The 20,742-nt window shown below is 68.3% G+C and carries 23 protein-coding genes and 1 pseudogene; 13 read left to right on the forward strand and 11 right to left on the reverse strand.

From position 1 onward, the window contains the following. The first annotated feature begins 46 nt into the window (after nucleotides 1–46). The 7 genes from EXE52_RS10635 to EXE52_RS10665 all read left to right on the forward strand — a co-directional run bounded on the left by EXE52_RS10635 (nucleotide 47) and on the right by EXE52_RS10665 (nucleotide 6,723). Nucleotides 47–883, forward strand: coding sequence for an HTR-like protein (locus EXE52_RS10635; protein WP_086215630.1), 837 nt, complete (start codon nucleotides 47–49; stop codon nucleotides 881–883). A gap of 133 nt (nucleotides 884–1,016) precedes the next feature. Continuing rightward, nucleotides 1,017–2,030, forward strand: coding sequence for a hypothetical protein (locus tag EXE52_RS10640; protein WP_089308188.1), 1,014 nt, complete (start codon nucleotides 1,017–1,019; stop codon nucleotides 2,028–2,030). After that, nucleotides 2,027–2,755, forward strand: a complete 729-nt coding sequence (locus EXE52_RS10645) for a hypothetical protein (protein ID WP_086215628.1) — start codon at nucleotides 2,027–2,029, stop codon at nucleotides 2,753–2,755. Before EXE52_RS10640 ends, EXE52_RS10645 begins: the two co-directional genes overlap by 4 nt. A gap of 87 nt (nucleotides 2,756–2,842) precedes the next feature. Further along, on the forward strand, nucleotides 2,843–3,940 hold the full coding sequence (locus tag EXE52_RS10650; protein ID WP_089308187.1) for a putative sulfate/molybdate transporter: 1,098 nt from the start codon (nucleotides 2,843–2,845) through the stop codon (nucleotides 3,938–3,940). 465 nt (nucleotides 3,941–4,405) lie between these two features. Continuing rightward, a complete protein-coding gene (locus EXE52_RS10655) occupies nucleotides 4,406–4,735 on the forward strand; it encodes a transcription factor S (RefSeq protein WP_049930661.1) in 330 nt (109 codons plus the stop codon). A 5-nt stretch (nucleotides 4,736–4,740) separates the two neighbouring features. Next, a complete protein-coding gene (locus tag EXE52_RS10660) occupies nucleotides 4,741–5,292 on the forward strand; it encodes a hypothetical protein (protein ID WP_086215639.1) in 552 nt (183 codons plus the stop codon). Between the two features lie 186 nt (nucleotides 5,293–5,478). Then, nucleotides 5,479–6,723, forward strand: coding sequence for a glycosyltransferase family 2 protein (locus EXE52_RS10665; RefSeq protein ID WP_049930663.1), 1,245 nt, complete (start codon nucleotides 5,479–5,481; stop codon nucleotides 6,721–6,723). Nucleotides 6,724–6,738: 15 nt separating this feature from the next. Here the strand turns inward: EXE52_RS10665 and EXE52_RS10670 are convergent, their stop codons facing one another. The 4 genes and pseudogenes from EXE52_RS10670 to EXE52_RS10685 form a co-directional block, all read right to left on the reverse strand. Continuing rightward, nucleotides 6,739–7,377, reverse strand: a complete 639-nt coding sequence (locus tag EXE52_RS10670; protein ID WP_049930665.1) for a CocE/NonD family hydrolase — start codon at nucleotides 7,375–7,377, stop codon at nucleotides 6,739–6,741. 28 nt (nucleotides 7,378–7,405) lie between these two features. Then, entirely contained in the window at nucleotides 7,406–7,804 is a 399-nt protein-coding gene (locus tag EXE52_RS10675) for a DUF5778 family protein (RefSeq protein ID WP_049930667.1), read from the reverse strand. Nucleotides 7,805–7,877: 73 nt separating this feature from the next. Continuing rightward, nucleotides 7,878–8,315: pseudogene (locus EXE52_RS10680) on the reverse strand (A/G-specific adenine glycosylase); the annotation flags it as partial. Between the two features lie 87 nt (nucleotides 8,316–8,402). Continuing rightward, a complete protein-coding gene (locus EXE52_RS10685) occupies nucleotides 8,403–9,869 on the reverse strand; it encodes an amidohydrolase family protein (RefSeq protein ID WP_049930668.1) in 1,467 nt (488 codons plus the stop codon). 356 nt (nucleotides 9,870–10,225) lie between these two features. Between EXE52_RS10685 and EXE52_RS10690 the strand changes: the two genes are divergently transcribed. Further along, complete coding sequence (locus tag EXE52_RS10690; RefSeq protein ID WP_089308186.1) at nucleotides 10,226–10,456, forward strand: hypothetical protein; 231 nt, start codon at nucleotides 10,226–10,228, stop codon at nucleotides 10,454–10,456. Between the two features lie 327 nt (nucleotides 10,457–10,783). Here the strand turns inward: EXE52_RS10690 and EXE52_RS10695 are convergent, their stop codons facing one another. The 3 genes from EXE52_RS10695 to EXE52_RS10705 form a co-directional block, all read right to left on the reverse strand. Beyond that, the gene (locus tag EXE52_RS10695) at nucleotides 10,784–12,064 is read right to left on the reverse strand and encodes an RNA-guided endonuclease TnpB family protein (RefSeq protein ID WP_137703722.1); all 1,281 of its coding nucleotides are present in this window, start codon (nucleotides 12,062–12,064) and stop codon (nucleotides 10,784–10,786) included. Between the two features lie 199 nt (nucleotides 12,065–12,263). After that, complete coding sequence (locus EXE52_RS10700; protein ID WP_089308185.1) at nucleotides 12,264–13,262, reverse strand: A/G-specific adenine glycosylase; 999 nt, start codon at nucleotides 13,260–13,262, stop codon at nucleotides 12,264–12,266. A 24-nt stretch (nucleotides 13,263–13,286) separates the two neighbouring features. After that, nucleotides 13,287–13,958, reverse strand: a complete 672-nt coding sequence (locus EXE52_RS10705; RefSeq protein WP_089308184.1) for a hypothetical protein — start codon at nucleotides 13,956–13,958, stop codon at nucleotides 13,287–13,289. 87 nt (nucleotides 13,959–14,045) lie between these two features. Here EXE52_RS10705 and EXE52_RS10710 point away from each other — a divergent pair, with 87 nt between their 5' ends. Both EXE52_RS10710 and dpsA read left to right on the forward strand, forming a co-directional pair. Continuing rightward, on the forward strand, nucleotides 14,046–14,855 hold the full coding sequence (locus tag EXE52_RS10710; protein WP_089308183.1) for a carbon-nitrogen hydrolase family protein: 810 nt from the start codon (nucleotides 14,046–14,048) through the stop codon (nucleotides 14,853–14,855). Nucleotides 14,856–14,934: 79 nt separating this feature from the next. After that, the gene (dpsA, locus tag EXE52_RS10715) at nucleotides 14,935–15,483 is read left to right on the forward strand and encodes a DNA starvation/stationary phase protection protein DpsA (protein WP_086215623.1); all 549 of its coding nucleotides are present in this window, start codon (nucleotides 14,935–14,937) and stop codon (nucleotides 15,481–15,483) included. A gap of 118 nt (nucleotides 15,484–15,601) precedes the next feature. On the opposite strand, the gene EXE52_RS10720 is transcribed toward dpsA, so the two are convergent. The 4 genes from EXE52_RS10720 to EXE52_RS10735 all read right to left on the reverse strand — a co-directional run bounded on the left by EXE52_RS10720 (nucleotide 15,602) and on the right by EXE52_RS10735 (nucleotide 17,698). Continuing rightward, on the reverse strand, nucleotides 15,602–16,147 hold the full coding sequence (locus EXE52_RS10720) for a DUF1684 domain-containing protein (RefSeq protein ID WP_086215622.1): 546 nt from the start codon (nucleotides 16,145–16,147) through the stop codon (nucleotides 15,602–15,604). Between the two features lie 81 nt (nucleotides 16,148–16,228). After that, nucleotides 16,229–16,930, reverse strand: coding sequence for a helix-turn-helix domain-containing protein (locus EXE52_RS10725; protein ID WP_049931690.1), 702 nt, complete (start codon nucleotides 16,928–16,930; stop codon nucleotides 16,229–16,231). 94 nt (nucleotides 16,931–17,024) lie between these two features. Further along, a complete protein-coding gene (locus EXE52_RS10730) occupies nucleotides 17,025–17,303 on the reverse strand; it encodes a hypothetical protein (RefSeq protein ID WP_049931688.1) in 279 nt (92 codons plus the stop codon). Next, complete coding sequence (locus EXE52_RS10735; RefSeq protein WP_049931686.1) at nucleotides 17,300–17,698, reverse strand: helix-turn-helix domain-containing protein; 399 nt, start codon at nucleotides 17,696–17,698, stop codon at nucleotides 17,300–17,302. The genes EXE52_RS10730 and EXE52_RS10735 overlap by 4 nt, the downstream gene beginning before the upstream one ends. A gap of 110 nt (nucleotides 17,699–17,808) precedes the next feature. Between EXE52_RS10735 and EXE52_RS10740 the strand changes: the two genes are divergently transcribed. The 3 genes from EXE52_RS10740 to rnhB all read left to right on the forward strand — a co-directional run bounded on the left by EXE52_RS10740 (nucleotide 17,809) and on the right by rnhB (nucleotide 20,720). Then, on the forward strand, nucleotides 17,809–19,443 hold the full coding sequence (locus EXE52_RS10740) for a TrkA family potassium uptake protein (RefSeq protein WP_049931685.1): 1,635 nt from the start codon (nucleotides 17,809–17,811) through the stop codon (nucleotides 19,441–19,443). 149 nt (nucleotides 19,444–19,592) lie between these two features. Next, nucleotides 19,593–19,964: a 30S ribosomal protein S8e gene (locus tag EXE52_RS10745; RefSeq protein ID WP_049931684.1), complete on the forward strand. Its 372-nt coding sequence runs from the start codon at nucleotides 19,593–19,595 to the stop codon at nucleotides 19,962–19,964. Between the two features lie 48 nt (nucleotides 19,965–20,012). Beyond that, nucleotides 20,013–20,720, forward strand: a complete 708-nt coding sequence (rnhB, locus tag EXE52_RS10750) for a ribonuclease HII (protein ID WP_089308182.1) — start codon at nucleotides 20,013–20,015, stop codon at nucleotides 20,718–20,720. Nucleotides 20,721–20,742 lie beyond the last annotated feature (22 nt).

The raw sequence follows: 20,742 nt of genomic DNA on the forward strand, positions 1-20,742 counted from the left end.
GGCTGGGAGGGGTAACACTAAGCCCCGCGGCGACGGGGCGTAAGCCATGTCCAGTGTTCCGTTCGGGATCGCGCGCCTCGACTCGATTCTCGGGGGCGGCGCACCCGCCGGGAGCGTCGTGCTGCTCGCGGGCGAGGCGGGCGCCGGCGCCCGGGAGTTCGCGTACACGAGCGCCGCGATGAACGCCTTGGCGCGCACCGACGAGGAGCTGTTCGACCTGTACTACGGCGACATCGACGCCGACGCCGCGCTCCCCGACTCGGTCCACTACATCTCCTTCACCGCCGACACCGACGCGATCACCCGGGAGATGGCGTACACGATGGCCGACGAGATCGTCGACACGGCCGTCGACGAGATCGCCTTCCGCGACCTCTCGCCGGAGTACTTCCAGCTGTCGCCGGTGCCGCGCGACTGGTACGAGACGGAGACGGCGTCGATCACGGAGCTCGGCGACCGCGGCGAGTACGAGGACGTCCTCACCGCGTTCGGCGACTACCTCTCGGAACACGGCCGGGGGAGCCTCGTCTGTATCGACTCCGTCACCGACCTCGTCTCGATGGTCTCCGACGACACCGACTGGAGCGACGTGGCGATGGTGATGAAGGGGCTGAAGAAGGCCGCCTACGAGTGGGACGCCCTGGTCCTCGTGTTGGTGAACACCGACGCGCTCCGCGACCGCGAGTTCGGCACCCTGATGGACGCCGCGGGCGGGACACTCCAGTTCTCGTGGGAGAGCGGCGGCTCGCAGCGCGCCCGAACCATGTTCGTCCGCGAGTTCCGCGGCGTCCTCTCGCGGCTGGAGGCCGAGAACATCGTCCGCTTCGAGACGGAGATCCACGAGGGCGGGTTCGACATCAGCGACGTTCGCAAGATCCGGTAGCGGGCGCAGTTCGACCCGACCCTCCGCCCGTCTCCCGATCGAGTGGCGCCCGCCGAGTATCGATCTGGAGAACGCCGCGACAGGTTACTTAAGCCTCGCCGCTCAATGTCACGTAGATGACGGAGGACCCGCGATGAGCGACCTCGACCCGGCGACGGCCGCCCTCGACGCCGCCGCCGAGGACGCCGGCGTGAGCCGCGAGGAGCTCCTCAAGCGCGCGCTCGTCGCGCTCGCGGAGTCCGAGGGGATCGATGTCCCCGACTCCGACGAGGTGGCGGCGATCGAAGCGCGCCTCGACGACCTCGACGAGGAGCTCGACGAGAAGGTTGCGGACCTCCGGGAGCGGTTCGTCGACCTCTACCGCGAGGTGGAGGCGCTCGACTCGGGCGAAGCCGCCGAGGACGCGCAATCGTCGGCCCCCGGGCTCGCCGACGCGGACGAGGCCGAATCGCGGGTCGACGACCTCGCCGACGAACTGGAGGAGGTCGCCGCCCGGCTCGACCGCCTCGACGCGGCCGCCGCCGACGCGCCGTCCTCGGATCGGGTCGACGACCTCGACGACCGGCTGGACGCCGTCGACGACCGACTGGACGCCGTCGACGCCCGGCTCGATGACCTGAATGCCGTCGGCGACCGCCTCGACGCCTTCGACGAGCGGCTCGGTGGGGCGGAAGACCGCTTCGATGCGGTCGAAGAGCGGGTCGACAGCGTCGACGACCGCCTCGACGGCGTCGAGTCGGACCTCGCGGGGATCTCCGCGGACGACCTGACCGAGATCGACGAGAAGCTCTCGCGGGTCGCGAACGCGGTCGTGAAGCTCAAGCGCCGGCTCGACGCGGCCGAGCGCGACCGCGCCGACCGAGAGCGCGTGGACGCCCTGACGCGGACGGCGAACCGCCACGGCGTGCGGACCGCGGACTGCGGCCACTGCGGCGGCGGCGTGGAACTGGGACTGTTGTCGGCGCCCGAGTGCCCCCACTGCGGCCGCCGGTTCGAGGACTTGGAGCCGAACGCCGGCTTCCTCGGGACCTCGAAGCTCCTCGTCGCGGACAAGCCCGCCATCGACGGCGACGTCGCGGACGGCGACGGGACGGACCGAACGGGAACCGCCGCGAGCGACGGCGGACCCGACGGAGAGTACCGATGAGCGACGACGACCGATCGGACGGCGACCGGTCTGACGGCGCCGACGACCGATCGGACGGCGACGCCGCACCGGAAGGCGACCCCTTCGGCGGCGGACTCTTCGACGACGAGCCGACCGACGAGGTCGACGAAGCGTTCGACGCGCCCGACAGAGACGAGGCCGACGAGGCCTTCGGCGCGCCTGACGGAGACGAGACCGACGATCCCTTCGCGGCGCTCGGCGGCGGGACCGAGGGAAGTGCGGGCCCCGTGACCGGGTCGGACGGCGACGCGACCGGCGGCGCGCCACGCGAGGACCCGGAGCCGCGCGCGCCGGCGGACGACCCGTTCGCCGATCTGGACACCGACGGCACGGCGGCCGACGAGGACCCGTTCGAGTCGATGGGGACCGGCGAAGTCGGCGAGGAGGACGTCTGGGAGGCGCTCGACGAGGAGGCGTCGGTCGGGACCGACGCGACGGCGTTCGACGACCTCGGCGCCGACGGGGAGGTGGGCGGCGCGGCGACGCGCTCGCCGGGCCCGACATCGGACGCCGGGAGGGCCGGCGACGAGCACGTCGTCGACAAGCGGAGCTACTGCCAGCGGTGCCCGCACTTCACGGCGCCGCCCGAGACGGCGTGTGCGCACGAGGGGACCGAGATCGTCGAGTCGGTCGACTTCTCTCAGTTCCGGGTCCGCAACTGCCCGATGATCGACGCGGACGACCCCGCCTTCGACGGCGAGTAACCGGAACCAGTTCCTTCGGGTCGCCTGCGTACTCCCGACCGATTTCTGAACACGTTCAAGCGCGTTCGCCCGGAAGTGGCGCGTCACGTGATAGGATCCCTCTCGAAGTCGGACCGCCCCGTCGATTTCGGGTCCGGGGAGGTCACCGGCGCGATAGGGGATTCGATTACGGTGATCCCGCTCGTCGTCGCGCTGGCGCTGTTGACGGACGTCTCGCTGCCGCACGCGCTCGCCGCGTTCGGCGCGTTCCAGATCGTCTGGGGCGTCCGGTACGGGCTACCGATCTCGGTCGAGCCGATGAAGGCGCTGGCCGCGCTCGCGATAGCGGGCGCACTCACCTACGCCGAACTCGCGCTCGCGGGGGTTATCCTCGGCGCCGTCCTCCTCGCGATCGGCCTCTCGGGGACGCTCGGGTACGTCGAGCGGTGGATCGGCGAGCCGGTCATCCGCGGCGTCCAGTTCGCGGTCGGCCTCGTCCTCTTGGAGACGGGGCTCCGACTCGCGGCCGACGACCCGCTCGTGGCGCTCGTCGGCGTCGCGATCGCCGCCGTGTTCGCGCTCACGGGGCACGGGAAAGCGAGTGCGCTGGCCGTCGCCCTCGTCGGCGTCGCGGCCGCGCTCGTCGTCGCCGGCGTCCCCTCGCCGCGGCTGCCGGGCGCACCGCCGACGCCGGCGTTCGGCGCGGCGCTCACGCGCGCCACCGTTGACGGCGTGGTCGCGCAGCTGGCGATGACGATCGGCAACGCCGCGCTAGCGACCGCGCTCCTCTTCTCCGACCTGCTCGACGCCGACATCACGCCCGACGAGCTGTCGACGAGCATGGGGGTGACGAACCTGATCGCGGTGCCGCTCGGCGGGGTCCCGATGTGTCACGGTTGCGACGGGGTCGCCGGAAAGCACGCGTTCGGCGCGCGCACCGGCGGCGCGAACCTCGTCCTCGGGGGCGGCTACCTCGTCGCCGCGCTCTTCGCCACGCCCGCGCTGATCGCGGCGTTCCCGCTCGCGATGCTCGGCGCGCTCCTCGCGATCGTCGCCGTCTCCCTCGCGCGCAACGTCACCGACTCGGGGAACCGTGCGCTCTCCGTCGGTATCGGTCTCCTCGCGCTGGCGACGAACCTCGGCGTCGCCTTCCTCGTCGGGATCGCGATCCACCTCGCCTGGGAGCGAGTCCGAGTGAGCGACTAGGCCGCTGAGCGGACGCGCCAGTTATATATGAAACTGCTGCGGCGCGCGCCTGCGAGCGGCCGCCACCGGCGGCCGCGAGCCAGCGCGTGCGAGGGAGTCGGTCGCCGAGCAAAGCGACGGCGACCGACGAGGGCGGGGAGGCGTGAGGTGCGGCGCGGTGCTGTGTGGGGTGGGACTCAAAGGGGCACGCGAGGGCGCCGCAGGTGACGCAAGGACCGCAAGGAGAGAGCGAAGCGAACGACTGAGGACCGAAGCGAACGTGCGGCGCCCTCGCGGCTGGAGCTTTGGAGGTACTCACCGACGACACGACGGTGTTTATTTATAATCGAGCAGCTGGGGTTTTGGGGGTATACGCCGTCGATCACTCGACGACACCGAGACCCCGGGACACGTGCCTCACCCCACGCGGCGTATTCGACCGTACCCCCCGAACCTAAACCGCTCGCCCCCATGCGATACTCGTATATGCAGTTCTGTGACGACTGCGGCTCGATGATGGTCTCTCGCGACGGGGAGATGGTGTGTCAGAACGACGGCTGCGGCGCGACGACCGAACGCGACGAGGCGCTCGCCGCCGAGTTCGAGTCGACCACCGAACAGACCGGCGACGAGGTGATCGAGACGGAGGAGGGCGCGAACTTCGAGGGGAAGCCCACCGCGACCGACGTTGTCTGTGACGAGTGCGGCCACGGCGAGGCGTGGTACACGATCAAACAGACCGGCGCCGCCGACGAGCCGCCGACGCGCTTTTTCAAGTGTAAGGAGTGTGGCCGCCGCTGGCGGGGATACAACTGACCGCGATGCCGCCGGGAGGTCGACGGACTCGGCTCGTCCGCGCGCTCGCCGCCCTTTCGCTCGCCGCGCCCGCGGTCTTCCTCGTCGGCCGCGCCGTCGGCTTCTGGCGCGTCAGGCTCGCGGTCGGGAAGCTGCTCGCGCTGCTGCCCGACGACGGCGCCCCCGATCACGTCCGAGTGCTGCCGCCGCCGGCCGACGAGTACGCCGGAACGCTCCAGACGACCCCCGCTGAGACCCGCGAGCAGCTCCCCGAGCAGGGCTTCTCCGAGCTCATCCGGGCCTACTTCCACGCGTACGACCGCGACGGGGAGGCCGTCCACGAGGTCGGTAGCTTCGTCCACCGGCCCGAGGGCCTCACCGGCGACTGGCAGGTCCACGTCCGGCTGTTCCCCGCGCCCGACGGCGCCACCGAGGTGTGGGCGCACTGGGAGCGGAACCCGTACGTGGCCCCGCTGGCGCACCTGCGGATGGAGGGGTACGACCCGGCCCGCGGCCAGCGGATGGCGGCCGAACTGATCGATGACCTGCGGTGCGCGCGCGACGACGGGGCGGCGTGAGCCGGCGCGCACCGGCAGTTCGTGCGTTTCAATAACGCGTCACCAACTAACACACACCATAGCACTGCGTTCTGGCGATTTATTCGAGTTGGACGGAATTGACGCGTAAATTCGGCCGAAACGCGGCCGAATCCCGCTGTAGCGTTTGGACGGTTCATAGGGCACGGGGCGGGAGGTGGGGCCACGATGAACACCGAACGCATCGCACTGATCGCGGTGACGCTGGCGCTCGTCGTCGGCGGCCTCGCGACGCTGTTCGCACCGACCGTCGTCGCCGGCCCGGGCGGCGCTCCCGGGCAGGCGGCGGTCACCACCGCCGTCGCCGACGGCGGACTCGGGTCGCTGTTCGGGCTCGCGCTCTGGGGCGTGACGCTCCTCTTCGGCGCGACCGCGCTCGTCTGGTTCGTGTTCGCGGCGGTCGTGGGTGCGGGCCACGAGACGCCGCCGAACGAGTACGGCCTCGACGAGATCCAAGTCCGCATCATGACCGTCGACGCCGCCGAGGTCGTTCAGGAGACCGTCGACTCCCTGCCGGAGGGGCTCGACGACGTTCACGTGATCGCGGAGTCGCCCGTCGACGTGACCGGCGCGACGGTCCACGCCGTCCCGGAGGCGTTCACGTGCGACGCGGTCCGGAAGGGCCGCGCGCAGGAGTGGGCACGGCAGTCGCTCGACTGCGGGAAGGCGTTCGTCCTCTACCTCGACGAGGACAGCGTTGTCGAGTCGCTCGACGGGCTCCCGGACGCCGACATCGTTCAGCTCCGCGAGAAGCCCCGGCTCACGGGGTCGAACCTCAGCTACTTGGCGGACATGTACCGGATGGGCGTCCAGATCGAACAGCGCGCGTTCGCGCGCCTCTCGATTCCCCTGTTCGCGTGGGGCGGCGGCATCGCGGTCCGCAGCGAGGTGGAGGACGAAACCACGTGGGACCGTGAGACGCTCGTCGAGGACACCGCGTTCGTCTGGGCGGCCTTCCGCGAGCTCGACGTGACGTTCGCGCTCTCGGACGCGGTCTGCCGCAACGAGGCGCCGCCCTCGCTGTACGAGATCCTCCAGCAGCGCCGCCGCTGGGCGGCCGGGAACGTCCGGGCGTCGACGATGCTCCCACTGCGCTACGAGCTGTTGACTAGGGTCCGCAACTACGCGTGGGCGCTCTCGCCGATCGTCACCCTGCTCGTCGTCCCGTTGTCGCTTCTGGGCGTGACCATCGCGCACAGCGGGCTGTTCTTCGCCGCGTCGATGGGGCTGGCGCTCTGTACGCTGGGCTGGTTCCTGCTCGGCGTCCGGTACTACGGCGACGACCACCGCCGCTGGGCGCTCGCGGTGCCGCTGGCGCCGCTCATTACCGTCGTCCACTCGATGGGGACAGTCGCCGGGATCGTCAACCCGCCGGAGACGTTCCGGGTGACGACGAAGGTCGGCAGCGAGTAACCGCTCCGAGCGCGGCTACGACCCGTCGCGAAGCCGCGGCCCGAGGAACGCCGCGACCGCCTCGCCGACCTTTCCGCTCCGCCCGACGAAGAAGTGGTCGGACTCGAACGCGACCGTCTCGACGCCCAGTTCCGTCGCACGTTCGACCACCGGCTCCCAGTCCGCCGTCGAGTCCCGCGTCGCGTACAGGACGCGAACCGGGACGCCCCGGTCGACTATCTCTCCGAGCGCGTCGACCGCGTCGGTGTCGGGGTTCAGGCGGGCGGTCGGCGCGAGCGCGCAGACGCCCGTCAGCTCGGGCCGCGACGCGGCCGCGACGAGCGCGACCGTGCCGCCGAACGAGAAGCCGAACAGCCCGACGCGGTCGTAGCGCTCGCGCGCCCAGCCGACCGCCCGGTCCGCGTCGGTGGTCTCGCCGTACCCCTCGTCCCAGTCGCCGTAGTCGAAGCGGAGGCAGTCGACGCCGCGGTCGGTCACGGCGTCGGAGACGGCCACCAGCCGCTCGTCGCCTCGGTGGCCGCGCTGCTGGGGATGCGGCGGGCAAGCGACGACGACCGCATCCGCGGACGGCGCGTCGGCCGAGGCGTCGCTCGCGGCCGTATCAAGAGTCGCGCGCACGTCGCGACCGCCGGGGATCAGGACGGTGTCGCTCATCGGGATCGGGCGGTCGGGTCGACGCCCGTCAGGGCACCTGCGTCACGCGATCGACGCCGTCGAGCTCGACGAGGTCGCCCGCGAGCGCCTCCTGATCGACGGTCGCCTCGTAGTAGAACACGATGTCGAACGTGCCGTCGCGGAGGAGCTGCTGGCACTCCCAGACGAACGCCTCGTCGTCGAGCGTCAGTCCTTGGAACTGGTTCGACGAGAAGTCCGTGTCGTCGTTGCCGGCCTCGATGTACGTCTCGCCTTTGCCCGCGTGCTCGGCGATGACCTCGTTGGCGGCGACCGTCAGCTCGTGCATCTCTAGGTCCTCCTCACCCTCGAGATTCGTGTGGACGATACAGCCCACCAGCTCGATGTCGCCGGGCTCTAAGAGGGCCTTCGCGCGGGTGTACAGGTCCGAATCGACGGTCTCGCTCATGTCTCTCCCTTCCGGCTCCCGTAATAAACGGGTGACGGTTCGCGGGGCGGGTCGGGGCCGGCCGCGACGCGTCTCAGCGACGGAGCGACACGACGACGGCGCCCCCGTCGGCTTGGACCAGCGCGTCGTCCGCGAGGTCGTCGACGAGCCCGCGGAACCACTCACAGCCGTGTTCGCCGCCCGGCGCGTAGTCCACCCGAATCCGGTTGCCGAGCGCGTCCGGCGCCATCTCGTCGTGCTCGCCGAGCAGGCGCACGATCCGACCGCGGAACTGCCGGCGGTTCCCCTCGAAGCCGGGCTGTTCGGGCGCGGTGAAGTCCCAGGTCCGGGAGGCGTGACAGCACTCGCGACACGAGCAGCCGGCCTCGTCGCAGCGGGGCTTCTTGCCCTAGGCGACGCCGCCGAACTCCATGATCGCGTTGTTCCGCACCCGGGACTCGCCCGCGGGCATGGGCCGGGAGGCGACCCGCTCGAACGCGTCGTCGTCGTCCGAGACGTCGAACGCGCGGTGATTGCGGCAATTTATTACACATAAAATAGCTCAAATATCGGTAGCAACTGAGAGTGGCTGTTGCCGAACATTCCCCGAATGTCCGTATCAGAGTGGCAATCTATCTCTGAGCGACTGGAACGCGAGTCGTCCGAGCAACTGGCTGGGGCCGCGCTTTGGCAGGTCGCGGGCGACGTTCATCGTACTCGGTGGCTCACTCTCACCGATGCCTAGCTCCCACTCCGTCTCCGACTCGAAACGGTCTACCGCGGCCTCGACGCGGTCGCGCACCGCATCAGTTTCCATGGTCTTCACGTCACCGGCTTTCATCAGTACGTCGCCGTCCACGATAACCGTCTCCACATCAGCCGGCGCTGCGTTGTTAGTCACCTGCGCCGGGATGTTGGTCAGCGGGGTGAATTTCGGCTTCTCGACGTCCAGCAGAATGACGTCGGCGCGCTTGCCGGGTTCGAGGCTCCCGATCTCGTCGCCGACCCCGAGTGCCTCTGCTCCTTCGATGGTGAGCATTCGTACGAGCTCCATCGAGTCGTACTGGCCGGTCGAGCGCTTGAGGTTTGCTGCGAGCCGGGCTTGCCTCGCCTCGCCGAACAGACTGTAGGAGTCGTGCCAGTAGTGGTCGTCGATACCCAGGCCGACATCAACGCCCGCGGCGCGGAGTTCCGGCACCGGCGTCCACTGTACGTCGCCGCCCGTGTTCCAGTAACAGAAAATCGACGGGCAGTGTGCGACCGACGCGTCTGCTTCGGCAGTCCGTTGGATGTCTTCGTCGTCGGCGAGCCGGAAGTGCGCGGCTACAAGTCGGTCGTCCAAGAGGCCAACGTCATCGAGAAGGGCGAGCGAATCCTCGGCGCCATTCGACCGCGCCATCGTGTTGCTCGCCTCCAGTTCGAGCAGGTGCGTGTGGACGAGCAGGTCGGGATACTCGTCAGCGAGTTCGGCGGTGTGTTCCCACAGTTCGCGGGTACATGACCAGTCGTCGTGGGGGTTGATAGTCGCCCGGATGCGGCCGTCGTACGCGCCGTGGTACTCATCGATGAACTCGCGGGCGCGGTCGAACTGCTCTTCGACGGAAACGTCCCAGAAGAGGTCGGAGAGCGCCATCCCGAAGAATCCGCGCAGGCCCGCCTCGCCGAACGTTTCTGCGCCGCCGCCGGGACGGACGTCCATCGAGTTGACGGTCGTGACCCCACCACTGAGGAAGTTCAGTGCGGCGAGTTCGTACCCCGCCCGGGCGAAGTAGTCGTACTCGCCCTCGGCGATGTGGCCGAATATGGCGGTCATCCCACTCATCATTTCCATGAGGTCGAGGTCGCTGAACGCGCCAAGCAGCGGCGTCAGTTCGAGATGGGTGTGCGCGTTGACGAGACCTGGCATCACGAGTTTGCCTTCGCCGTCGATGACCAAGTCGGCCGCTAACTCCGCGTCATCGTCCCGAGATGACCGCACGTCGGTGATCCGGCCATCCTCGATGAGCACCGTTCCTCGCTCGTAGAGTCGATTTCGCTCGTCCACCGTGAGAACGAACGCATCGTGAATCACACAGTCAGCCGTCATTTCCTCCCACCCGTCAGCGTCGTGTGTAGCTGTAATTATTAGTATCTATTTCCCTCAATTGGCTCTGTTGAAATCCTTAGAGGTTGATATGTTTTTGCGGTCGTGCTGAATATAGAGGTTAGATTCAGCAATCGATTGGTCGCGTCGCAAAGTCCTCTAGAGTTTGCCGCTGAGCGTCTCGACAGCACTTCGTACAACTGAAAATACTGCGTTAGAATGGCGTGCACCAAGTGTACGTGATTTGAGAGCGTTAGAGATAGCAGCCCGAGTAGTCTACGCAACCACCACTCGAAACTCTAGACCGCTTTGCGACGCGAGCAAAAAAACTTGTTACAGTGACTTTTTGAGTGATAGATATGAGTCTCCTCAAAGAACTCGTAGCAGGCCTAAAAGGGCGGGCTATTATGGAGCTGAGTGGGTGGCTGGTCGTGCTCATTGCGGCGGTCGTTTTCGTCGTGACCCTGATCGCTGGCAGTGCGTTGTTCGGTGACGCGGCCGGATTGGCTATTGGAATCAGCTCCGCACTGCTCGTCGCGTTTGTTGTTGGATCACGTCTTCGAAACCGGTTCCGAGACGGTCAACAGTAGTGTGTGCGGCAGTCGACACACAGAAGACAATCCACCGGTGCAACACATCCCGACGATTAAAACTCGAAGTCAGCACGCTAGTCCAGTTGATTGGTCGTGTCGTTTGGCTACGTACATTCTGTGGAGAGAGGATCGACTGAGAAGCTGTCGTGACCGACTTGCGCCCTCTATTCAGCACGCCGTTTATATCAGATTTAGAGGATTTCAACAGAGCCCCTCAATTGAGAGCGCGGGTACGCTCCGCGGGTTCTCCCTTCTTGACATCCTCCCCGCGCTGAAGCGCGAGGATTCCCACGGTACCGCACCGCTGGGTTGGGATATTGTGGTTTACGACGTTACCTGTTCTTGAGGTGCGAACGCACCAGGTTCCTTGTCAAACAAGAACGTCGATGGCTGTGTCAACCAGCCGTTACTCCTATCCACCGAGAGATTCGGTGAACTCGGAGATACTTTCTGCCGAATGTTCTCAGCACCGTTCACATCCGCATTGGCCACTGTACCGCACTCATCGCAGACGTACAGTCCGCGTTCAACACGGTTCGCGTCATACTTCCGGCCACAGCACGAGCACGACTTCGAGGTATCCCGCTCAGACACTTGCTCAACCGTGATGCCTTCCATCTCGGCTTTGTATTCGAGGAGATCGGTGAACCGGTCGAACGCCCATGAGTGTAGGTCAAGATTGCCGTGTTTCTCCCAGTCCTTTGACTCGCCGTTCTCCTCATCCTCACGGACGCCGGAGAGATCGCCCACCACGATTGTTCCAATTTCCTCGTCAACACACCGCTGGACGATATGCTTCGAGAGGGTGTGGAAGTAGTGGGTCCGACGGGCCGACTTCTTCTGGTTCAGCCGCGTGGCTTGCGCAGAATGCGAATCGTCACACCGGGTGATTCGCTTGCTGAAGTAGTAGTCGTCCTGTTTCAAGCAGTTCAGCGGGTACAACTCGCTGTGACCGTCTTCATACGCGAGCGCGGCGAAGTTGTTGATACCGAGGTCAACACCGACCGTCTTCTCACCGGGGGCTTCAGCCACGTCCATTTCGACCTTACAGACGAAGTGTAGTTCCCACTCGTCGCCGGTCCACACAATCTTGACTTGTTGGACGTTCTCCACGGCAGAGAGGTCAATATCGGGGCGAGTCTGGTACGTACACAGGACGAAGTCCGACCAGTACTCCTTCAGGTTCGATCCTTTTGAGAGTCGAACACGGTCGTACTGAGTGTCGAGTTTGAGGCCTCTCTGCTTGAATGTGACCGTGGAACGCGGGTGTTCGTCGCCGTGTTTGCGGTAGCCGGGCGGGTTCGCTCGTGTATCTCCGTTTTGTCGTTTACCGTACCAGCCGTTGAACGCTTCAGCGAGTTCTTGAAGGACTCGCTGACTTGACTGCGAATGCAGGTCACCATAGCATTCGTGGGTTTTGAGGTACGCGGTGAGTTCGGTGTGGTTCGGGATGTGACCGATTTCGTCCCAAATCCGGTTACACGTCCACCGTCCGACGTTCCAGAGCTTACTGGCTGCGAACCCGAGCGAATCAAGATCGTCTCGTACCCGCGACTGGTTCCGTATGGAAGCAGTATAGGTACGGGTAACGACCTGTTTCGCTATACGTAACCTATGTAGACCAACTTGCTTGAACCTATGTATTTGCTCAGCGTGGAATATCCAGCCGTGCCATCGACCGGTGAACTGTGACGGGTAGTGTCGGATTCATCCCCGCGCTAAAGCGCGAGGCTTTCTCCTCGATTCTCCGTATCAAGAGCACTATCACTGCCGGGTAAATCTGTGAGCAGAGTACGAACGGGTGTTACCCTCGGAGCCGGACGCTCGTCTCATCCCCGGAGTCTTCGATCTCGACTAATCCATCATCTGCCAAATCCGAAAGGAGCCCTCGAAGCCACTCGCGTCCGTGTTCGCCATCTGGCGAGTAATCGACGCGAATACGGTGTCCGAGGGTATCGAGGCTTATTACGTCGCGCTCGCCGAGGAGCCGGACGATCCGACCGCGGAACTGCCGCCGGCTCCCCTCGAAGCTGGGCTGTTCGGGCACGTCGGGCGCGGTGAAATCGCCAGTCTGGTAGGCGTGGCACCACTCGCGCCACGGGCACCCCGCCTCGTCGCAGCTGGGGCTCTTCCCGCAGGCGACGCCGCCCAGTTCCATGACCGCGTTGTTCCACACCCGCGACTCGCCCGCCGGCATGAGCGCGGACGCGACCCGCTCGAACGCGTCGTCGTCGTCCGAGACGTCGAATGCCCGATACAGCACCCGCCTCACGTTGGTATCGACGACGGCGTCGCCGTTGTTGAACGCGAACGACGCCACCGCGTTGGCGGTGTAGGGTCCGACGCCCATCAGCTCGCTCAGTCCGTCTGGGTCCTCGGGAAACGTCCCGTCGTGGTCGTCCTCGACCTGTCCGGCCGCCTCGTGGAGGTACTTCGCGCGGTTGTTGTACCCCAGCGAGTGGTCGGACCAGAAGGCGACCACGTCGGCTCGATCGGCGGCGGCTAGGTCGGCGGTCGTCGGCCACTCATCGAGGAAGTCCTCCCACGCGGGGACGACCCGGTCGAGCTGGGTCTGCTGGCTCATCACCTCGCTGACGAGGATCTCGTAGGGGTCCTCTGTGCGGCGCCACGGGAACGCGCGGTGGTCGGCCTCGTACCAGTCGACGAGCGCGTCGCGGACCGCGTCGCGGTCGGCGGGGAGCTCCGGCGCGTCCTCGGGACCACCCTCGCCGCTAGCGCCTCCGCCCTCGCTGCCGCCGCTCTCGCCCTCGGCGCGGTCGCCCGCACCGTCCGAGTCGGTCATATCCCCGGTCCGGGCGGCGGCGGTTTATCGGTGCTGGTCCCCGTCGGTGCGGGCCGGCGCCATCGTCCGCGGGTCGCGGTCGGGGCCGGGGTACTCCCCGCCGACCGCGTCCGGATACAGCTTCGCCGGGTCGAACACCGTCGCGAACGCGCGCGACTCCCGGACGCTCACGGGGAGTCTGTCGCGTAGCCCGGCCGCTGCCCCCGGCCCGGTCAGCGAGGGGTCGAGGCTTATCACCTGCATCGCGCCGCCGCGGTAGGCGGACGCCAGCGCGGGATGATCGCCCGAGGGCTGCGCGACCGGTTCGCGCCACGCCTCGACCGCGTCGCGCCAGTCTGCCGCTAGCTCCAGCTCCGCGAGGGACGCGATCACCGCCTCGGCGTCGTCGAGGAGTGGGTCGCTGGCGACGAGCGTCGTCCACGCGTGCGACCGGAGCGCGTCGAGCGCCTCACGGGCGTCGCCGCCGAGGAGGAGATCAGCCGCGAGCGCGTCCGCACCGGCGACGACGCGGGCTGGGCTGGGATCGAGGGGGTCGGTCACCTCGTTCCCCTCACCGCCGGAGTCGCCGTCGCCCCCGGAATCGCCACCGTTCCCGTCCGCCGTCGAGCGCACGGCGTCGAGCGCTCGTCGCACGTCCGCCTCGTCGAGGTCGCCGCCGAGCGCGGCCGCGCGCTCGAACAGGTCGCCGAAGGTCATGCCCGCCGGTCGTCGCCGCGGGCGTATCGTCCTTGCGGCCGGACGGAGAGGCCGAACGTTATTGGCCGCCGCGTCGAAGTCCGCCGCGTGACCGATCGCTCCTCCGACGATCCGACCGTTGCCGTCCCGCAGGTCCCGGTCGAGGACCTCGCTGTCGACGCGAACGCGGACCGACTTCGAGATCGGGCCGCCGACCTGCCGAGCGGCGTCGACCTCGCCGTGTTTCCCGAGTACGCGCTCACGGGGTTCGTGGCCGACGAACGGCTCCGGGAGGCCGCGCTGTCCCGGGACGTGGCGCGCGCACGGCTCGAATCCGTCGCCGAGACCGCCGGCTCGGCCGTGGTCGCGGGGTACGCCGAACGAGACGGCGACGCCGTATACAACGCGACCGCGTACGTCCCGCCGGGAGGGTCCTCCGAGGACGGCGGCGGAGAGTTCTCCGCCTACCGCAAGCGACACCTGTGGGACGACGAGGCGGAGTGGGTCGAGCCCGGCGGCGACCGCGTGATCGTCGAGACGCCCGCCGGACCGACCGGACTGCTGACCTGCTACGACCTCAACTTCGTCGCGGAGAGTGCGTGGTTCGCTGAGCGCGCGGTCGACGCCCTCGTCGTCGTCGGCGCGTGGCCCGCCGACCACGTCGCGAACTGGCGGCTCCTCGTCCGAGCGCGCGCGCTCGACGGGGTCAGGTGGACCGTCGGCGCGGGGCGCACGGGAACCGCGGGCGGCGCGCGTCCGGCGGAGGCGGCGACCTACGCGGGCAACTCCCTCGTCGTCCGCCCCGACGGCGCGGTCGCCGCCGAGCTCGGCCGGGAACCGGCGACGCTGACCGCGACCCTCGACCGAGACACGCTCTCCGCGCAGCGCGATCTGGTGGGGGCTGTCGACGACATCTGAAACTATTCTTTCCAGTTTCGAAAAAGTAGTTTTCTCAGTAGGAACTATTAAGTAGGTCGCGCGCGTATGTATAGTTGAAATGAGCACCCAGAAGCAGTCACGTCAGCGATACGGCGACGTTCACGAGAGCGAAGCGCTCCGCGTCCCCGAGGAGAAGGCAGAACAGCTCGTCGACGCGCTCAACAGCGACCTCGCGGCGACGTACGTCCTCTACCACCAGGTCAAGAAGCACCACTGGCTCGTCGAGGGCGCCGAGTTCCTCGGCATCCACGAGTACCTCGGCGAAGTCGCGGAGGACCTCGAAGAGGGCGCCGACGTCCTCGCGGAGCGCGCGCAGGCGCTCGGCGGCGTGCCGCTCTCGGGCGGCGCGAACTACGAGGAGCACGCACCGGTGACCCCCGAGGACGCCGACGCCTACGACATCCGGACGTCGCTGGAGCACGACCTCGAGATGTTCGGCGACATCACCGAGCAGCTCCGCGAGCACATCCAGCTCGCCAACAACCTCGGCGACTACAACACCGAAGAGCAGCTCCGTGACATCCTCGAAGACGTCGAGGAACACGGCCACCACCTCGAGCACTACCTCGAAGACGACACGCTCGTCACGAGCGAGACGCTCGAGTAGACCGGCCCCGGCGGACTGCTTCCGGCACGTCCCGACGTTCGATTTTCCGCTTTTTCGCGCTACGTAGCGGCCGCACAGTCGACCGCGTCACCGATTGTACTTCCGATCGCCTCGCCGATCAGTCGAGGTCCGGGGCCCGCTCGCCCGCGGGGACGACGACCTCCAGCCAGTTCTCTTCCGGCGGCAGCGGACAGGAGAACGTCTCGCTGTACGCGCAGAAGGGGTTGTACGCGAGGTTAAAATCGATCGTGACCGCGTCGCCGTCGGCGAGCTCGCGCTCGGGTGCCAGCTCCATGTACCGACCCTGGTGGTACGTCTGCTGGCCGGTCGTCTTGTCGCGGAAGGGGACGAAGACGGCGCCGTCGTCGCCCTCCTGGCGGTAGCCCGCGAGCGTGTGCTCCGTCCCGTTAATCTCGAGCGCGAAGGTGACGATCCGGAGGTACCGGACCGGGTTGCTCGCGGTCGTCTCCATCTCGACCGGCTCGGGGTCGTCGTGGACGGTGACGGTCGCCTCGACGCGGTAGTCCGGGTTCGGGGGAAAGTAGTCGAGCCCGTCGAACTCGTCCCGGTGTTCCGGGGGGATCGGCGACTGCGGGTGGTCGTCGAAGAACTCGTCCTTCTCCCGGCGGTTCGCGCGGAGCCGCTCGGCGTAGTCCTCGCTCATGCCCGGTCCGACGAGCGCCGGCGGTTTCAGGCTCGCGGTTCCGGCGCCGGTGTCTCTACCGCCGAAGCGGTCGCGACGCCGTCACAGCGCTTGGAGGTCGGCCAGACAGTCGTCGAGGTCGCGGTTCGACGTGGCCAGCGACACGCCGTCGACCCGGGCGAGGTCGGCGGCGTGGTCCCAGAGGTCGCCGTCCTCGATCCCGTGGAGCACGACGGCGTTCGGCGTCGGGCTCACGACCCGCAGCGCGACGAGCGGCGACTCGCCGCGCGTCACCCGGGTGAACACGAGCGCGCGGTTCGTCGACTGGCCGTACAGCCGGTAGAACTCCTCGCTGGAGAGCCGCGTGATCGCCTGGATCGAGTCGATGACGGTGTGGCCGTTCACGTGGTCGTGGTCGCCGCGGACGACCTCCGTCGCGCCCATCGCGTCGTAGAAGTCCGCCAGGGGGACCGCCGTCGAGTACTCGCGGAGGTCGTGGACGATGTCGCTCTCGAACCCGGCCGAGAGCACCCGAGCGTGCTGTCGGAGGCGGCCGCCGCCGCGGCGCTCGTCGATATCGAGGAGTCCTTCGACGGTCCGCCGGACGACGCCGATCCCGGGGCTCTCGCGCCGGCCGCTCTCGTAGTCGGAGACGACCGACGAGGAGACGCCGAGCTGGTCGGCCAGCTCCGTCTGCGAGACGTCGAAGTCGGTCCGCCACTTCCGGAGCGTCGCGCCCGGGTCGTCGCTCAGCGTTATCTCGCCGGCGATCCGGCGGGAGAGCTCCTCGCGTGCGTCGCTCATGGCCTGAACGGACGACCGAACGCCGCAAAAGGGTACCGTTCGTCGCGCGTCGAAACCGACCGGAGCCCGGCCTGGTCGAGGACGCGGCCGCGGCTCACTCTAAGTACAGCGAGTAGACGATGACCGCGAACCCGATCGCCGTGAGGAGGCCGTCGACGGCGATGCCGACCGCGAGGTCGGCGCCGATAATCTGGTGGGAGACGCCGCCCAACAGCGCCCCGACAGTGACGATGCCGAAGCCGACGCCGAGTTCGCGCAGCGACCGGTCGCCGGTCCGGTCGTACGCGCGGAGCGCGTAGTAGGTGATACTGCCACCGAGCACTAGGATGGCGGTCTTTGCGACGATGATCGTCAGGTCGATGTAGGGAGTCATGTTTCCTCTCGTAGCTCCGACCACAGGTCGGCCAGTCGCTCGTCTCGGGTCCGCTCCGGCCGAGAGAACTCCACGTCGAACTCGCGGCTGCCCGCGTCGCCCTCGTCGCCGTCGCCGACCGAGACGGTGACGGCGTCGAACGACACCGAGTACCGCGTCGTGTGCTGTCCGTCCCGCCGGATGTCGGTCGACTCCGACAGCAGGGAGGCGTCGGTGAGCATCTCCAGTTTCCGGTAGGTCGTCGACAGGGGGATGTCGCACTCTTCGGAGAGTTCGCTCGCGGTCTTCGGCTCGGTGAGCGCCGCGACGATCCGACGGGCCGCGTCGTCGGCCAGCGCGTCGAGCACCTCGTCGACCGACGGCGGCTCCGGCTCTCGCGACGGGTCCCGCACCATGCGTGACGGTTCGGCCCCCGGGACTTAAACCATTGAATTTCCGCCGAGGCGGCGGGGCTCGCGGCCGCCACTCCTCCCTCTTTTGTGTGGCGCCGCCGTACGGCGATACCATGGACACGTGGAAGCGTCGAGTCGGCGGGTACATCGCGTTCGTGGCCGTCGTGCTCGTCTCCACCACCGTTTCCTACCGGTGGGGGATGCGGGTGTACGAGAACGACCCGCGCACCCTGATCGAGTCGTTCCAATTCGCGATCGAGATGTTCACGACGACCGGGTTCGGTGGCGACGCCTCGTCGTGGCAGACCCAGGAGATGCACGCGTTCATCGCCGTGATGGACCTGGTCGGCATGGTGCTTCTCATCGGGGCGCTGCCGGTCGTCGCCACGCCGCTCCTCGAGTCCGCGTTCTCGACGACCGTCCCCCGGTCGCTGGACGCGGACCTGAGCGGCCACGTCGTGGTCGCCTCCGACACCACGCGCTCCGACGCGCTCCTGGACGAGTTCGACTCGGAGGGGGTCACCTACGTCGTCGTCGAACCCGACCCGGACCGGGCGCTGGCGCTGTACGAGGCGGGTCACATGGTGATCCGCGCCGACCCGGAGACGACGGCGGGGCTCGAGAGCGCCCGCCTCGGCGACGCCCGCGCCCTCGTCACCGACCTCTCGGACCGGGTCGACGCGAGCATTGTCCTCGCCGCGAAGGAACTCTCGACCGACGTCCGCGCGATAAGCGTCGTCGAGGACCCGAGCCGAGAGCGGTACCACCGGCTCGCCGGCGCCGACGAGGTGCTCTCCCCGCGGTCGCTGCTCGGCGAGAGCCTCGCCTCGAAGGTGACGACGGCGGTGCGGACCGACCTCGACGAGGCGGTCGCGGTCGGCGACCTGCGGATCGCGGAGGTGTCGATCCACCACGGGAGCGGCCTCGCCGGATCGACGCTCGCCGGGAGTCGGATCGGCGAGCGCACCGGCGTCGACGTGATCGGTGCGTGGTTCAACGGCGCGTTCGAGGCGGCGCCGCCGCCGGACGCGACGCTGTCTGCGGGGACAGTTCTGCTCGTCTCCGGGACCGAGGGACAGGTGGAGCGGCTCGTGGACCTGACGAACTCGGCAGCCCGCCGGTTCGGCGCGGGCGAGACGGTCGTCATCGGACACGGGCAGGTCGGGAAGACCGTCGCGAACGCGCTCGAATCGGCCGACCTGCCGGTGACGGTCGTCGACCGCGACGGCGCCGAGGCGATCGACGTGGTCGGGGACGCGACGGAGCCGGACACGCTGCGGGACGCCGGCGTCGCGGACGCGCGGACGGTCGTCCTCGCGCTCCCCGACGACACGACGGCCGAGTTCGCGACGCTCGTGGTGCGCGACCTGGCGCCGAACGTGGAGCTGCTCGCACGGGTCGAGGACGCCGAGAGCGTGCCGAAGATGCACCGCGCCGGGGCCGACTACGTGCTCTCGCTCTCGACGGTGACCGGGCGGATGTCGGCGTCGGCCGTGCTCGCGGACCGGGACGTGCTCTCGCTGGACACCCACGTCGAGGTCGTCAGGACCGAGGCGTCCGCGCTGGTCGGCCGGACGGTCGGACAGGCCGCCGTCCGCGAGACCACCGGCTGTACCGTCATCGCGATCGAGCGGGGCGACGAGCTCGTCACCGACGTGGGCCCGGAGACGCGGGTCGAGCGGGGCGACGAGCTCGTCGTCGTCGGCACCGACGAGGGAGTCCGCGCGTTCGAGCGCGCGTTCGCGTAGAGCCGGGTCGGTTCGCCCGCTCGGCTCGCGGCGCTGACTCGGCCCGCGCCGCGGATTCGAGCGGGCTCGCGCCGCTGCTCCCGCTCGCGCCGCCGGTCTCGGCGCGACGAGTCGAACGGTTCAAGTATTCGCTGGCTGTTCGTATCCGTATGAAAGATCAGGGACGCTCCACGCGCAAGCGGACCGGCGGCCGACTCAAGCACGCCTCGAACAAGAAGCGCCACCAGCTCGGCCGCGAGCCCGCCGAGACGACCGTCGGCGAGACCCGACTCCAGTACATCGACTCCCGCGGCACGGAGAAGAAGGTCCGCGCCCTCTCGACGAACGTCGCGCAGGTCGCCGACGACGGCGAGGTCAGCGAGGCCGAGATCGAGAACGTCGTCGACAACCCCGCGAACGTCAACTACGCCCGCCGGAACATCGTCACGAAGGGCGCCGTCATCGAGACATCCGCCGGCCGCGCACGCGTCACCTCCCGCCCCGGCCAGACCGGCCAGGTCAACGCGGTCCTGCTCGACTGAACGCGGCCTTTCTGAAGGTATTTCAGCCCGCACGCCCACCAGCGACGCGTGTACCTCGGCGTCGACGAAGCCGGCAAGGGACCCGCGCTCGGACCGATGGTCGCGGCGGCGGTCGCCGCCGACCCGGCGGACCTCCCCGCCGGCGTGGACGACTCGAAGCGGGTCGCGCCGGCCAGACGCGAGGAGATAGCGGCGGCCCTCCGGGGCGACCCGGCCGTCGCCGTCGGCGTCGCCCGCGTTGACCCCGACGAGATCGACCGCCCCGACACCGACATGAACACCCTCACCGTCCGCGGTCAGGCGCTGGCGGTCCGGGACACCCTCGCCGACCTCCCCGCTGGCGTCGCCGAACCGGTCCGCGTCGTCGCCGACGCGGGCGACACCAGCGAGGAGCGGTTCGCGCGGCGGCTCGGCGAGTTCGTCGAGGGCGACGGTGCGGACGGAGCCCGCGGCGACGATGGGGCCCACCCCGCGGTCGACGTGACGGCCGCCCACGGCGCCGACGAGGACGACCCCGTCGTCGGCGCGGCGAGCGTCGTCGCCAAGGTGGTCCGCGACGCCGCGATGGCCGACCTCGACGCCGCGTATCCCGACTACGACATCGGGAGCGGCTACCCGAGCGACCCGGCCACGCGAGCCTTCCTCGCCGCGTACGTCGGCGACCACGAGGCGCTACCCGACTGTGCGCGCGAGTCGTGGGCGACCTGTGAGGACGCGCTGGCGGCCGCCGAGCAGTCGGCGTTAGACGAGTTCTGAAAGCGGGCCGGAGCCGCTCGGC

It is taken from the genome of Halorubrum sp. CGM4_25_10-8A (assembly GCF_005435025.1).
GTDB lineage: Archaea > Halobacteriota > Halobacteria > Halobacteriales > Haloferacaceae > Halorubrum > Halorubrum ezzemoulense.